The sequence below is a fragment of the Actinomycetota bacterium genome (assembly GCA_016700055.1).
Taxonomy (GTDB): domain Bacteria; phylum Actinomycetota; class Acidimicrobiia; order Acidimicrobiales; family Ilumatobacteraceae; genus Kalu-18.
In genome coordinates, this window is the sequence record CP064997.1 from 98779 (window position 1) to 112692 (window position 13914).

The following is a 13914-nucleotide window of genomic DNA, read 5'->3' on the forward strand; positions in this document are numbered from 1 at the left end:
CTCAGCGGACGTGGCGGCGCCGGCGTGTGCTGGGACGCTCGCCGTTCGCCTGGCGCAGCACCACCACCCGCCCCGGTTCCACAGGACGGCCGTCGAACATCAAGCGATCTCCGGGCAGCAGCTCCGGGGCGAGGGTCTCGGTCCCGTCGCGCACTGCGCGCAGGTCGGCCTCCTTCTCGCGGGCCGCGTCACGTCCCTCGCGCACGGCGTCGGCGAGGTCACCGATGCGGTCCTTCGCCCGTCCGACGACCGACGCAGCCACGTTCGACGGCGCGAGGTGGGCAGCGGTGGCCCTGACCTTGCGCTTCGCGTACCCCACACCGGCGGCTCCGGCGACGGCGCCGGACACGAACCACGTCACGCGCCTCATCGCCGGCGCGCCCTGCGGCTCGACCGGTGGTCGGTGTCGAGCTCGTACGAGCCCGGCCGGAGCGCTCGGCGCTGCTCGCGCTGCTGCGAGCGGCGCAGCCGGCGTGCCGCCCGGCCGGTGCCGGTGGCGAGCGCCGTCGCCTTGATCACCGGGACCGAGAACGCCACCCGCGCCACCCGGCCACCGCCGGCGACGGCGTCGGAGATGGCCTCGGCTGAGCCGAGCACCCGGTCGAAGCGCTCGAGGTCGTCACGGGCCTCGAGCACCACCGAACGGGCCTCGTCGGTGGTCGAGCGCATGTCGGCCAGCAGCGGGCGGGTCTCGGCGCGCAGGTCACGCACCTCTTCGCGCAAGGAGCCCAACGTGTCGAGCACCCGCATCAGCACCACGATCAACGCGGCGAAGCCGACGCTGCACAGCACCGCGGCGAGCAGCACCGCCAGCTCTCCCGCCGTCATCGCTTCTGCTCGTCCATGCGTGAGCGCACCTCCTGCTCGTTGCCGTGCTCGCTCGGCTCGTACCAGCGCCGCCCGACGAGGTTGTCGGGCAGGTACTGCTGGGGCACCCAGCCTCGCGGGTCGTCATGAGGGTACTCGTAACCCGCTCCGTGGCCGAGCGTGCGCGCCCCCTGGTAGTGCGCGTCGCGCAGATGCGCCGGCACCTCGCCGGCGGCCCCCTCGCGCACCTCGGCGCGGGCGTTCCAGATGGCCAGCGCCACCCGGTTGCTCTTCGGCGCTGACGCCAGGTGGATGGCCGCCTGGGCCAGGTTGAGCTGCGCCTCGGGGAGCCCGACGTGCTCCACCGCGTGGGCCGCGGCGACGGCGACGAGCAGAGCCTCCGGATCGGCCATGCCGACGTCCTCGCTGGCCAGGATCACCATCCGCCGGGCGATGAAGCGGGCGTCCTCCCCGGCTTCGAGCATTCGGGCCAGCCAGTAGACGGCCGCGTCGGCGTCGCTGCCGCGCATGCTCTTGATGAACGCGCTGACGACGTCGTAGTGGTCGTCGCGCCCGTAGCGCAGCGCGCTCGTGCCGAGGGCGGCCTCGACGTGATCGACCTCGACGGTCGGCGCGGGACGGGCGAGCGCGCCCGCCACCTCGAGCGAGGTGAGCACCTGGCGACCGTCGCCGTTGGATCGCTCGACGAGCAGCGCCTTGGCCTGCGCCGTGGCGTCCATCGCCTCGGCGGCGAGCCCGCGCTCGACCAGCTCGGCGATGGCGGCCGCGTCGAGTGGCTCCAGGCGGAACAAGGTGCTGCGGCTGCGCAGCGGCGGGTTCACCTCGAAGAACGGGTTCTCCGTGGTGGCCCCGATCAGCGTCAAGGTGCCGTCCTCCACCGCGGGCAGCAGCGCGTCTTGCTGGGCCTTCGAGAAGCGATGGATCTCGTCGAGGAAGAGGATCGTGCCCCGACCGTGTTCGCCGAGGCGTTGGCGGGCACGCTCGATCACCTCACGCACGTCCTTCACCCCGGCCGTGACCGCCGAGAGCTGCTCGAACGCCCGGTGGGTGGTGCCGGCGACGGCGAGCGCCAGCGTCGTCTTGCCGGTGCCGGGCGGGCCCCAGAAGATCGCCGAGGTCAAGCGATCCTGCTCCACCAGGCGGCGCAGGGGCCGGCCGGGGCCGACGAGGTGGTCCTGGCCGACGACCTCGTCGATCGTGCGTGGGCGCAACCGCGCGGCGAGAGGAGCCTGGGAGCGGAGCCGCTGCTCGGCGGCGGCCGAGAACAGGTCGTCTGCCATCGGGCCTAGAGCGTCCCGAGCACTCGGTCGTAGGCCGCGCGGCGGAACTCGGGCACGTGGTCGACCAGCCACGCCGGCTCGACCCAGCGGACGTCGACGAACTCCTTGCCGTCCGGGCGGGGCGCCACCTCGGCAGACCTCGCGTCGAACAGGAACCAGCGCTGCACCTGGCCCCTGCGCTTGCCATCGCGGCGATCGGCGGCCCGGACCTCGGCGGGCCACTCGTAGGCCACCCATTCCGGGTACTCAGCGCGTTGTTCGACCTCGTTCGGCCCGAGACCGGTTTCTTCCCCCAGTTCCCGCCAGGCGCCCTCGATCGGCTCCTCGCCGAGCAGCAGGCCGCCCTGGGGCAGCTGCCACTGACCGCGTTCGTCGGCACGCTCGAACGCGAGCACTCTGCGCAGGTCCGGATGCCGCACGACTACGACCACCCCGGCCCGGAAGTGCTGTGACCCCATCGGCCAGCGACCGTAGCGCCCCCGAACCCCCGTCACTCCCCCAAGTTCTCGGTCGGATCCGTCGCGCTATGCGTCACAAATCCGACCGAGAACGTGGGGGGAGCAGGCGCAGGCCGAGTTCGTCGAGCTGGCGGGGGTCGGCGGGGGTGGGTGCGCTCGTCATCGGATCGGATCCCGACTGGGTCTTCGGGAACGCGATCACCTCGCGGATGTTCTCCTCGCCGGCCAGGATCGCCACCAGGCGATCGAGCCCGAACGCGAATCCGCCGTGGGGTGGGGCGCCGTAGACGAACGGACGCAGGAAGAAGCCGAACTTGCGGTCGGCCTCCTCGTCGGCGATCCCAAGCGATTGGAAGACCCGCCGCTGCAGGTCGGGCTCGTGGATCCGGATGGACCCCGATCCGAGCTCCCACCCGTTCAGCACCAGGTCGTACGCGAGAGCGCGCACCGACAGCGGATCGCTCTCGAACTTGTCGAGGTCGTCGGGGTGCGGCATGCAGAACGGATGGTGGCCGGGCTTGGGCCGCCCGCTCTCGGCGTCGATGCCGACGAACAGCGGGAACTCGGTGACCCACACGTACGCCGGCTCGCCCTCGTAGACGGGAGGGCGGCCGAGATCGTTGCGCAGCTGGCCGAGTGCCTCGCACGTGGTCATCCACTCGTCGGCGACGATCAGCACAAGGTCCCCTGGTTCGACCGCCATACGCTCGGCCACAGCGGCCAGCTCGGTCTCGGAGAGGAACTTGGCCACCGGCGACTCCAGCGCGCCGTCCGCCGAGACCTTCATCCACACGAGGCCCTTGGCCCCGATCGCCTTCGCCCGATCGGTCAGCCCGTCGAGCTTGTTGCGCCCGTACTCCTCCGCCCGGCCAGCGGCGCGGATCCCCTTCACCGAGGCCGCGCCGGCAAAGGCCTTGAACTCGGTCGAGCCGAACACGTCGGTGAGCTCGACTAGCTCCATCCCGAACCGCAGGTCGGGCTTGTCGACGCCGTAGCGGTCCATCGCCTCGTGCCAGGTCATCCGCGCGATCTGCGCCGGACGCTCGCCCGTCACCGCCTCGGCCGCGGCCAGCACCGCCTCGCCGATCGCCTCCAGCACGTCGTCCTGCTCGACGAAGCTCATCTCCGCGTCGAGCTGCATGAACTCGTACTGGCGGTCAGCGCGCAGGTCCTCGTCGCGCAGGCAGCGGGCGATCTGGAAGTAGCGGTCGACACCGGCCACCATCAGCAGCTGCTTGAACAGCTGCGGGCTCTGCGGCAGGGCGTAGAACGAGCCGGGCTCCTTGCGCGACGGCACGAGGAACTCACGGGCACCCTCCGGGGTGGACGGCACGAGCATCGGCGTCTCCACCTCGATGAACCCCTGGCGCTCCATCGCCGCGCGCACCGCCGAGTTGACCTTGGCCCGGATGCGCAGGTTGCGCTGCATGCGCTCGCGGCGCAGGTCGAGGTAGCGGTACTGCAGGCGGACCACCTCGTCGACGTCGTCGGCGCGAGCGTCGATCGGGAATGGAGGCACTTCGGCGCTGCGCAGCACCTCGACCTCGCACTCGCCCACCTCGACCTGGCCCGTCGGCAGGTTGGCGTTGACCGTGCCCTCGGGCCGCTCCCGCACCACGCCGGTGATGCGCACCACGTACTCGCTGCGCACGTCGACGGCGTTGTCGACCACGCACTGCACGATGCCGGAGTAGTCGCGCAGGTCGACGAACGCCAGCTTCTCACCGTGCTCACGCCGGCGGCCCACCCATCCGCAGATGCTGACGGTCTGCCCGATGTGTTCGGGGCGGAGCTCGCCGCACAGGTGGCTGCGCAGCGCGGTTCTGGACGGGGAAACGCTCATGTGAGGACCTTCATCTGATTGCCTTCTTCACGGATTCGGCTAGGTCGCCGCGGGCGACTGAGACCTGCTCGCGGGATTCGCCGCGGAGCGGGCGCAGCACGGCGACACCCGCAGCGAGCTCGTCGGTGCCGACGATCACCGCGACCGCGGCGCCGCTGCGGCCGGCGGCCTTCATCTGCGCTTTCATGCTGCGGTTCTCGTAAGCGCGGTCGGCGCGCAAACCGGCGGCGCGCAGCTCGTCGGCCAGCACGAGCGCCTCGCGCCCGCCGGTGGTATCGACGACGAACACGTCGAGCTCGCCCGCCGCGACGGCGAAAACACCCTCGTCGTCGCAGGCCAAGAGAGTGCGGTCGAGCCCGATCGCGAAGCCGATTCCAGGCGTCGGCGGCCCGCCGAGATCTTCCACGAGGCCGTCGTAGCGACCACCCCCGCCGAGGGCGTTCTGCGCCGAGTCGAGCGTGCCCCCCTGGTACTCGAACGTCGTGCGGCGGTAGTAGTCCAGCCCGCGCACCAGGCTCGGCTCGATCACGAAGGGGATGCCGAGCGCACGGAGGCCGTCCTGCACGGCTGCGAAGTGAGCCGCCGCCTCGGCGCCGTAGAAGTCCGCAATGCGCGGGGCGTCGGCGATCGCCGGGGCGTCCTGCGCCCGCTTGGAGTCGAGCACGCGTAGGGGGTTGGTAGCGAGCGTCTGGCGTGACTCGGGGCTCAGCGAGTCGATCCGCGCCTCGAAGTGGCCGCGCAGCGCCGCGACGTAGCGCGCCCGGTCGTCGGGCTCGCCGAGCGAGTTGAGCAGCAACTTCACCTTGGTGAGCCCCAGCGCGGTGAAGAACTGCCACCCGAGCGCGATCACCTCGACGTCGAGGTACGGGTCGTCGGCGCCGAGCACCTCGATGCCGACCTGGTCGAACTGGCGGTATCGCCCTCGTTGGGGACGCTCGTACCGGAAGTTGGGCCCCGCGTACCAGACCTTCCACGGTGTCGGGGGGCGATTCTGGGTGAACGCCCTGCACACGCTGGCTGTCTGCTCCGGACGCAGGGCGACGTGACGCCCACCCTTGTCGACGAAGTCGTACATCTCCTTCTGGACGATCTCGGTGGCCTCGCCGATGCGGCTGAAGACACCGATGTCCTCGAGCAGCGGCGGGATCACCTGCCCGTACCCGGCGGGCTCGACGAGGTCCGCGAACGTCCCGACGAAGCTGCGCCAACGCCCCGACTCCGGCGGCAGGATGTCACGCATCCCGGGGCTGGTCTGGAACTCGGGCACGGCTCGCCAGGCTACCGGAGACCCGCCTCGGCGCCCGGCCCGCGCCCGGGCGGCCTCTAACCGGCCTTGCCGGGGACGAGGCGGTAGGCGTCGTAGACGCCGTCGATCAGCTTGATGCGCCGCAGCACGGCGTCGAGGTGGCCGGGATCGGCGAGCTCGAACTCGAAGCGCATCTTGGCCACCCGGTCGTTGCCGGTGTGAGTGCTGCAGGAGACGATGTTGACGTGGTGGTCGGACAGCGCGTTGGCCACGTCGCGCAGCAGCTTGGAGCGGTCGAAGGCGACGACCTCGACGCCGGCGCGGAACACCGCGCCCGCCGTGGAGCCGTCCCATTCCACTTCGACGAGGCGGGCCGACTGATCGGCGCTGAACGATTCGGCGTTGGCGCAGTCGGCGCGGTGCACGCTGACCCCCCGGCCCCTGGTGACGAAGCCGATGATCTCGTCGCCGGGCACGGGCGTACAGCACTTCGAGAGGCGCACGAGGACGTCTTCGAGGCCCTCGACGTGGATGCCCACCGTGTCTGCGCCGCGACGCAGCTGGCGGGGCCGGAGCACGGAGACCGAGAGCTGCTCCTCGCCGCCGGCGGCCCCGCTGAAGGCCTTCGCGACGCGCTGCGCGACGCTGCGCGCCGACACGTGGCGCTCACCGATGGCGGCGAACAGCGCCTCGAGATCGGTGTAGTTCATCGCGTGCATCTCGTCGAGGAACTGCTCGGTGTCGAAGACCCGCTGCACCGGCAGGCGCTCGCGGCGCATCTCCTTCACCAGCTCTTCACGACCGGCCTCGATCATGTCGCCGCGGCGCTCGCGCGAGAACCACTGGCGGATCTTGTTGCGCGCCCTCGGCGAGGCGACGAACACCAGCCAGTCGCGCGACGGCCCGGCGTTCTCGACCTTGGAGGTGAAGATCTCGCACGTGTCCCCGGAGTGCAGTTCGTGGTTCAGCGGCACGAGCCTGCCGTTCACCCGGGCTCCGATGCAGCGGTGCCCGACCTCGGTGTGCACGGAATAGGCGAAGTCGACCGGGGTCGACTTCACCGGCAGGCTCATCACCCTGCCCTTCGGTGTGAACGCGAACACCTCGTCCTGCTCGAGGTCGGTCTTCAACCCTTCCATGAAGAACGCCGGGTCCGACACCTCGCTCTGCCAGTCGATGATGCGGTTGAGCCAGTCGATGTCGTGAGGGCCCGAACCGTCCTTGTACGCCCAGTGCGCGGCGACGCCCCACTCGGCGCGTTGGTGCATCTCGCGGGTGCGGATCTGCACCTCGAGCGGCTTGCCACCTGGCCCGATCACGGTGGTGTGCAGACTCTGGTACAGGTTGAACTTGGGCATCGCGACGTAGTCCTTGAACCGCCCGACCACCGGCTTCCACTTGCCGTGGATGCAGCCGAGGGCGGCGTAGCAGTCCTTCACCGATTCGACGATCACGCGGATGGCGACCAGGTCGAAGATGTCGTCGAACTCCTTGCCCTTCTGGACCATCTTTTCGTAGATGCTCCACAGGTGCTTGCCGCGCCCGGTGACCTCGGCCTCGATGTTCAGCTCGGTGAGGCGCGCCCTCACCTCGGCGAGAGCCTTCGCGAGGAACACCTCGCGCTCGGGGGTGCGGCTGCCGACGAGGTGGTCGAGCTCCGCGTAGCGCTTCGGGTACAGCGACGCGAAGGCGAGGTCTTCCAGCTGCTGCTTCATCTCCTGCATGCCGAGGCGATGCGCGAGCGGCGCGTAGATGTCGAGCGTCTCGTTGGCGATGCGGCGCTGCTTCTCGATCGGCATCGCGGCGATGGTGCGCATGTTGTGCAGCCGATCGGCGAGCTTGATGATGAGCACACGCAGGTCGCGGGCCATCGCCACCAGCATCTTGCGCATGGTCGCCGCCTGCTGGGCCTCCTTCGAGTCGAACTGCAGCCGTTCGAGCTTGGTGACGCCGTCGACGATGCCCGCGACCTCGGCGCCGAACTCGCGCTCCACGTCGACGACGGTGATCTCGGTGTCCTCGACCGCGTCGTGCAACAACGCGGCGGCGAGGGTGATCTCGTCGAGGCCGATGTCGGCCACGATCTGGGCGACCGCGACGGGATGGTTGATGTAGCTCTCTCCGCTCGCCCGGCTCTGGTGCCGGTGCGCTTCGCGGGCCATCTCGTAGGCGCGCCTCACCACCGACGTCGACGCCCGTGGATGCCGGCGCCGGTAGGCGTTCAGCACCGGGGCCAGCTCGTCGTCGATCGACTCCTGCTGGCGTCGCCATGGCAGCAACCGGTTGACGGTGGTCATCGCCGCTGACCGCCCATCGCCCTAGTACGCCACCAGGCTCTCGACGAGGCGTTCGCCCAGCAGGGAGCGCCCGCCGAGATCGGTGAGCTCGATCAAGAACCCGAGCCCGACGACGATCCCGCCGAGCGCCTCGACCAGGCGTGAGGTGGCCGAGGCCGTACCGCCCGTGGCGAGCACGTCGTCGATGATCAACACCTTGTCGTCGGGGTGGATCGCGTCGCGGTGGATCTCGAGCTTGTCGGTGCCGTACTCGAGCGAGTACTCCTCACGAGCTACCGCCCAAGGCAGCTTGCCCGCCTTGCGCACCGGTGCGAAGCCGGCGCCGAGACCGAGCGCAATGGGAGCGGCGAGGATGAAACCGCGGGCTTCGATGCCGATCACCCGGTCGACGGCGACGCCGGCGAAGCTCGCGAGCATCTCGTCCACCGCCCGCTGGAAGCCCGCAGCATCGCCGAGCAGAGGCGTGATGTCGCGGAACGTGACCCCGGGCTGGGGGTAGTCGGGGATCTCCCTGATCAGCTCCTTCGCCCAGGTGGCCGGCATGTCCGAAGGCTACCGCCGCCGCTTCTTGCGCGGGCGGGGAGGGTGCGTCAGCACGGTCGTCGGGTCGAGCACCGCCGGCACCGTGGCCGAGCCGTCGGCAGACGCGCCAGCAGGCACCCGCACCTGTTCCTTGCGCAGCGCGGCCGCTCCGCTCGTGGACAGCGCGTGCATCGCCTCGCCGGTGGCGTGGGCACCGCGCAGCGAGCGGTATCGGGGCTCGCGCTCTTTCATCATCGCGAGCAGCGGCGTGGCGAGGAAGATCGACGAGTACGCGCCGACGAACAGCCCGACGGCCAGCGCCAGTGCGAACTCTTCGAGGGCGACAGCGCCGAGCATCTTCGAGCCGACCACCAGCAGCGACAGCACCGGCAGCACCGACGCGATGGAGGTGTTCAGCGAGCGCATCAGCACCTGGTTCATCGACACGTTGACGATGTCTGCCATCGGCACGCGGCTGCCCTTGAAGCGGGCGATGTTCTCTTCGACACGGTCGAAGACGACGATCGTGTCGTACAGCGAGTAGCCGAGGATGGTGAGGAACGCGATGACCGTCGCCGGCGTGACCTCGAACTGGAACAGCGAGTAGATGCCGACGCTGATCAAGATGTCGTGGACCATCGCGAGGAACGCGGCGAGGGCCATCTTCCACTCGAACCGCCAGGCGATGAAGATCGACACGAGCACGAAGAACACGAGGAGTGCTCGGACGGCCTTCGCGGTGATCGTCTCACCCCACGAGGCGCTGACCGCAGCGGTGCTGACGTCGCCGACTTCGACCCCGGCCTCTTCGGCAAGTGCCCGCTGCACCTGCTCGACCGTCTCGGCGGAATGCGTCCCGACCTGCAGGCGGATCCGCTCGCCCTCCGAGGAGGACAGGGTCTGCACCTTCGCTTCGGAGCTGTCGACACCGTTCGCGTCGAGCACCTGTCGTGCCGTCTCGACGGTGATGTCGTCCGCGGGGACCTCCCACGCGACGCCACCTTCGAAGTCGATGCCGAGGTTGAGCCCGTTGAGGAGCAACGAACCGGCCGAGATCAGGAGCAACACGATGGAGATCGTGAAGCCGCGCCACCTCTTGCCGTAGAAGTCGAAGGTGGTCTCGCCGTGGTACAGGCGGTGCCACAGGCTCGCCTTCCCCACGCCGTGCTCCGGCGCCGTCATGAGATACCGCCCACTAGTGAGGGGGCCACCTCGGCCCCGGTGACGCCGAGCAGGTGTTGGCCCTGGAACCAACGCGACCGGGCCAGCAGCAGCACCGCCGGCCTGGTGAAGAAGTAGGCCACGATCATGTCGCAGATCGTCGCCAGGCCGAGGAAGAACGCGAAGCCGCGCACCGACCCGACCGTCAGGTACCACAGCACCGCGGCAGCGAGCAGCGACACAGTGTCGGCGGCCAGGATCGTGCGCCACGCCCCCTTGAACCCGCGTTCGGCCGAGTTGCGCAACGTCTTGCCGCTACGGAGCTCGTCTTTCAATCGCTCGAAGTACACCACGTACGAGTCGACGGTGATGCCGAGCGAGACGATGATCCCTGCCGCACCGGCCAACGTGAGGGCGAGGCCGCTCGTGGCACTGAGCGTGGAGATCACCGCCCAGTTGAGGGCGAGGAACACCACCAGGCCGCCGACGACGACGATCACCAGGGAGCGGTAGTACAAGAACAGCATCGCCACGACGAGCAGCAGTCCGACGGCACCCGCGATCACGGCCGAGCGCAGCGAGTCCTTGCCCAAGGTGGCCGACACGGTCTGCACCGCCTGGGGTTCGAGCTTCACCGGCACCGCACCGAACTTCAAGATGCGGGCGAGCTCGTTGGCCTCGCTCTCGGTGAACTGACCGGTGATCTGGACCTCGGACGAGAACGTGGGGGTCTGCACCGTCGGGGCCGAAACGATCTCTTGGTCGAGCTGGATGGCGAGCATGCCCGTCGGGCACACCTGCGTCTTGCTGTAGCACTCGGCGGCGATGGCGTTCCACTGGTCCTGCCCGCTGGCCCCCGAGCGAAGACCGACGACCACCACCCACTCGCCGTTCAGCACCTGCGCGTCGGCGTCGTTCTGCAACACCTCGCCGGTGGCGGCGGCAGGCCCGACCATGTACAGCAGCCCGTCTCGTCCGGGTACCACCGCCTGGATCGTCGGATCGTCGAGCGGTGCAGACGTGGTGTCGGTCGGCGCGACGGTCGTGGGCGCGGTCGTGGGCGCGACGGTGGCCGGCACCGTGGTGGGTGTGGCCCGCGGCGGCCCGGGCGGGGCGGTGGTCCCCGCCGCCGGCGCCGTCGTACCCGGCGTGGTCGCACCCGGCGTGGTCGTACCGGGCGTGGTCGTGGCGGGAGTCGTGGGCCCGGCAGCGACGGTCGTCGTGACGATCGTCGGCCCGCCCCCTCCGCCGATCGTCGTCGTGGTCGCCTGCACCCCGTCTTCGACGCTGCCGACGATGTTCAGCACCGGGCGCAGCAACACGTTGCCGGTGGCCGACACGAGCGCGAGCGCCTCGTTCTGGTCTTTCACGCCGGGCAGGTTCACCACCACGGCGTCGCCCTGGCGGTAGATCTCGGGCTCGGATACGCCGAGCGCGTCGATGCGCTGGCGGATGACGTCGACCGCGACGTCGATCGCGCCGCTGTCGACGTCTTGTCCTGCTGCCGGCTCGAGCGTGACCGAGGCACCGCCCTGCAGGTCGAGGCCGAGGGTGGGGTTGTTGCCGAGCGCGACGTTGACGATCACGCCGACGAACGAGATGAGCACGATCGCCAGCAGCGATGCGAGGAGGCGGCGGCGCATCACGAGGTGGTGTCGTCGTCGGCGGCGGCGTCGTCTTCAGCCGTCACGCCCTTCGCCGGCCCAGCGGCGGCTTCCTCTGTCGGGCTCACGATGCGGTTCACCGCTGCGCGGGCGACACGGATCTCGACACCCTCGGCGATCTCCAGCCAGATCACGTCGCCGTCGATGCCGCTGACGAAGCCGTAGAGGCCAGACGTGGTCATCACCTCGTCGCCCTCGCCGACCTGGCGCTGCAGGTCGGCCTGCTCACGCATCCGGCGCCGTTGGGGGCGGATCATGAGGAAGTACATCGCCCCGAAGATGAGGCCCATGAACGCGAGCGTGAAGATGAAGCTGCCACCGCCACCGCCGTCGTCGGACGATGAGCTGGCAAGTAGGACTTGGATCATGTTGGGGTCAACCGTTCAGTGAAATAGTCGCGTCGCCACGAGCGCGTCCGGCGCCGGGCCGACCGGGAATCCTAGCGAGGTCCGGCCGGTAGAGCCCGGTCATCCCCATACTTCGAGCACGGCGCGCCGCAACGCGCCGAACGAGCCGGACTCGATCGCGTCCCTCATCTGCTTCATCAGGTGCAGCGTCCAGGCCAGGTTGTGGATGCTGACCAGCCTCGATACCGACGGTTCGCCCACCTGGAACAGGTGGCGCAGGTAACCCCGCGAGTGTCTCGCACACACCTCGCACGGGCACTCCGGGTCGAGCGGCTCGTCGGACAAGGCATGGCGGGCGTTCTTCACGTGCAGCTTTCCGGTCGAGGTGAGCGCGGTGCCGTGGCGTCCGAGGCGGGTCTGCAGCACGCAGTCGAACTGGTCGACGCCGAGAGCCACCGCCTCGACGAGCGAGGCCGGGTCGCCGACGCCCATCAGGTATCGCGGCCGGTCGGCGGGCAGATGGGCCAGCGCCGCCGCCAGGGCGACCAGCATGTCCTCGCGGCTCTCCCCGACGCTCAACCCGCCGATGCCGTAGCCGTCGAACTCGAGCGCCGCGGTGTGCTGCGCGCTCTCTGCTCGCAGCGACGCGTCGATGCCACCTTGCACGATGCCGAACAGGGCTTGGCCCTCCCGCTCGTGGGTGGCCCGAGCCCGAGCAGCCCATGCCGAGGTCCGCGCCAGCGCGAGGCGGATGGTCGCGGGAGGCGACGGCAGCGGCGGGCACACGTCGAGCACCATCTGGATGTCCGCGCCGAGTTGCTCCTGCACGCGCACGGCCGACTCCGGCGTCAGCCGATGGGTCGAGCCGTCGTACGTGCTGCGGAACGTCACGCCGTCGTCGTCGACCTTCGGTTCGAGAGAGAACACCTGGTATCCCCCGGAATCGGTGAGCGTCAGGCCATCCCAGCCCGCGAAGCGCCCGAGTCCGCCGAAGCGGGCGACGGTATCTGCCCCCGGTCGCAGCATCAGGTGGTAGGTGTTGCCGAGGACGATCTCGGCACCGAGGCGCTCGTAGTCGGAGGCGCTCAGGTACTTGACCGCACCGCGCGTGCCCACCGGCATGAAGCACGGCGTCTGGTAGCTGCCGCGGGCGGTGTATGCGGTGCCCGTGCGCGCCGTCCCGTCGGTGGCACGCACCACCAGCGACACCGGATGCATCAGTGCTCGCTCTCCAAGTGGCGGTCGAGCAGCATCGCGTCGCCGAACGACAGCATCCGGTAGCCGGCCGCGAGCGCGTCGGCGTAGAGCCGCCGCCAGCGCGGGCCGACGAAGGCGTCGACCATCATCAGCAGCGTCGTGCGGGGCAGGTGGAAGTTCGTCATCAGCAAGTCGACGAGCTGCCACTCGTATCCCCGGTGCACGAACAGGTCGGTGCGCCCTTCGAGCTTGCCGGTGGAGGCCGCCGTCTCGAGCGCTCGCACGGCTGTCGTCCCGACCGCCACCACCCGGCGGGCTTCACGCGCCCGATGCAGCACGTCGGCAGGGACGCGGAAGCGCTCGGTGTGGATCAGGTGCTCGCGCGGATCTGGCTCGCTGACCGGCTGGAACGTGTCGAGCCCGACGACGAGCTCGACCCTCGCCGTCTCGATACCTCGATCGTCGAGCATGCGGAGGACCTGGGGGGTGAGGTGCAGCCCCGCGGTCGGCGCCGCGGCCGAGCCCGGCGGCGACGCGTACACGGTCTGGTACCGCTCCGGGTGCTCCAGCGCCGTCGTGATGTAGGGCGGCAACGGCATCTCGCCGTAGCGGGCCAGCGCCTGGAGTGGATCGGGGCCCCCCAGCAGAGCGACGGTGAACGTGTCGCCCGACGGCCGGCGGCGGCCCACCTCGACCACGGCAACGCCGTCCGCGCCGAACAGCTGCTCGCCGACGCGCAGCTTGCGTGCCGGGCGCACGAGCGCTTCCCACGCGTGCTGCTCCCCGTCGACCGGCTCGAGCAGCAGCACCTCGGCCGCGCCGCCGGTGGCCCGGTGCAGCCGGAGCCGGGCTGGGATCACCCGCGTCTCGTTGACCACGAGCAGGTCGCCGTCGCCCAGCAGTTCGGGCAGGTCGCGCACGTGGCGATGCTCGGGAGCCGCCGCTCCTCGGTCCACCAGCAGACGCGCCGCGTCGCGGGGCTCGATCGGGGTCTGCGCGATCTGGTCGGCGGGCAGGTCGTAGTCGAAGTCGGCGAGACGCACGGCACCGACACCCTACGGGCGTGCCCGC

General features: G+C 70.1%; 13 protein-coding genes. All 13 read right to left on the reverse strand.

Annotated elements, in window-relative coordinates; translation table 11 throughout:
• Position 1 precedes the first annotated feature (1 nt).
• The 13 genes from IPM43_00525 to queA all read right to left on the reverse strand — a co-directional run bounded on the left by IPM43_00525 (position 2) and on the right by queA (position 13886).
• A complete protein-coding gene (locus IPM43_00525; protein ID QQS24920.1) occupies positions 2-361 on the reverse strand; it encodes a hypothetical protein in 360 nt (119 codons plus the stop codon).
• A gap of 5 nt (positions 362-366) precedes the next feature.
• The gene (locus IPM43_00530; protein ID QQS24921.1) at positions 367-828 is read right to left on the reverse strand and encodes a DUF948 domain-containing protein; all 462 of its coding nucleotides are present in this window, start codon (positions 826-828) and stop codon (positions 367-369) included.
• Entirely contained in the window at positions 825-2108 is a 1284-nt protein-coding gene (locus tag IPM43_00535) for a replication-associated recombination protein A (protein QQS24922.1), read from the reverse strand. Before IPM43_00535 ends, IPM43_00530 begins: the two co-directional genes overlap by 4 nt.
• Before the next feature lie 5 nt (positions 2109-2113).
• On the reverse strand, positions 2114-2566 hold the full coding sequence (locus IPM43_00540; protein ID QQS24923.1) for an NUDIX domain-containing protein: 453 nt from the start codon (positions 2564-2566) through the stop codon (positions 2114-2116).
• A 73-nt stretch (positions 2567-2639) separates the two neighbouring features.
• On the reverse strand, positions 2640-4409 hold the full coding sequence (aspS, locus tag IPM43_00545; protein QQS24924.1) for an aspartate--tRNA ligase: 1770 nt from the start codon (positions 4407-4409) through the stop codon (positions 2640-2642).
• A 10-nt stretch (positions 4410-4419) separates the two neighbouring features.
• Positions 4420-5676 carry a histidine--tRNA ligase gene (locus IPM43_00550; GenBank protein QQS24925.1) on the reverse strand — a complete coding sequence of 419 codons (1257 nt, stop codon included), beginning with the start codon at positions 5674-5676 and terminating at the stop codon, positions 4420-4422.
• 56 nt (positions 5677-5732) lie between these two features.
• A complete protein-coding gene (locus IPM43_00555; protein ID QQS24926.1) occupies positions 5733-7952 on the reverse strand; it encodes a bifunctional (p)ppGpp synthetase/guanosine-3',5'-bis(diphosphate) 3'-pyrophosphohydrolase in 2220 nt (739 codons plus the stop codon).
• Positions 7953-7973: 21 nt separating this feature from the next.
• Positions 7974-8495 carry an adenine phosphoribosyltransferase gene (locus IPM43_00560; GenBank protein ID QQS24927.1) on the reverse strand — a complete coding sequence of 174 codons (522 nt, stop codon included), beginning with the start codon at positions 8493-8495 and terminating at the stop codon, positions 7974-7976.
• Positions 8496-8504: 9 nt separating this feature from the next.
• Entirely contained in the window at positions 8505-9656 is a 1152-nt protein-coding gene (secF, locus tag IPM43_00565; protein QQS24928.1) for a protein translocase subunit SecF, read from the reverse strand.
• Complete coding sequence (gene secD, locus IPM43_00570) at positions 9653-11278, reverse strand: protein translocase subunit SecD (protein ID QQS24929.1); 1626 nt, start codon at positions 11276-11278, stop codon at positions 9653-9655. The genes secF and secD overlap by 4 nt, the downstream gene beginning before the upstream one ends.
• Positions 11278-11667 (reverse strand): preprotein translocase subunit YajC, encoded by a 390-nt coding sequence (gene yajC / locus IPM43_00575; GenBank protein QQS24930.1) that lies wholly within the window; start codon positions 11665-11667, stop codon positions 11278-11280. The genes secD and yajC overlap by 1 nt, the downstream gene beginning before the upstream one ends.
• Positions 11668-11766: 99 nt before the next feature.
• Positions 11767-12864, reverse strand: coding sequence for a tRNA guanosine(34) transglycosylase Tgt (gene tgt / locus IPM43_00580; protein ID QQS24931.1), 1098 nt, complete (start codon positions 12862-12864; stop codon positions 11767-11769).
• Positions 12864-13886: a tRNA preQ1(34) S-adenosylmethionine ribosyltransferase-isomerase QueA gene (gene queA, locus IPM43_00585; protein QQS24932.1), complete on the reverse strand. Its 1023-nt coding sequence runs from the start codon at positions 13884-13886 to the stop codon at positions 12864-12866. The genes tgt and queA overlap by 1 nt, the downstream gene beginning before the upstream one ends.
• Between the last annotated feature and the right edge of the window lie 28 nt (positions 13887-13914).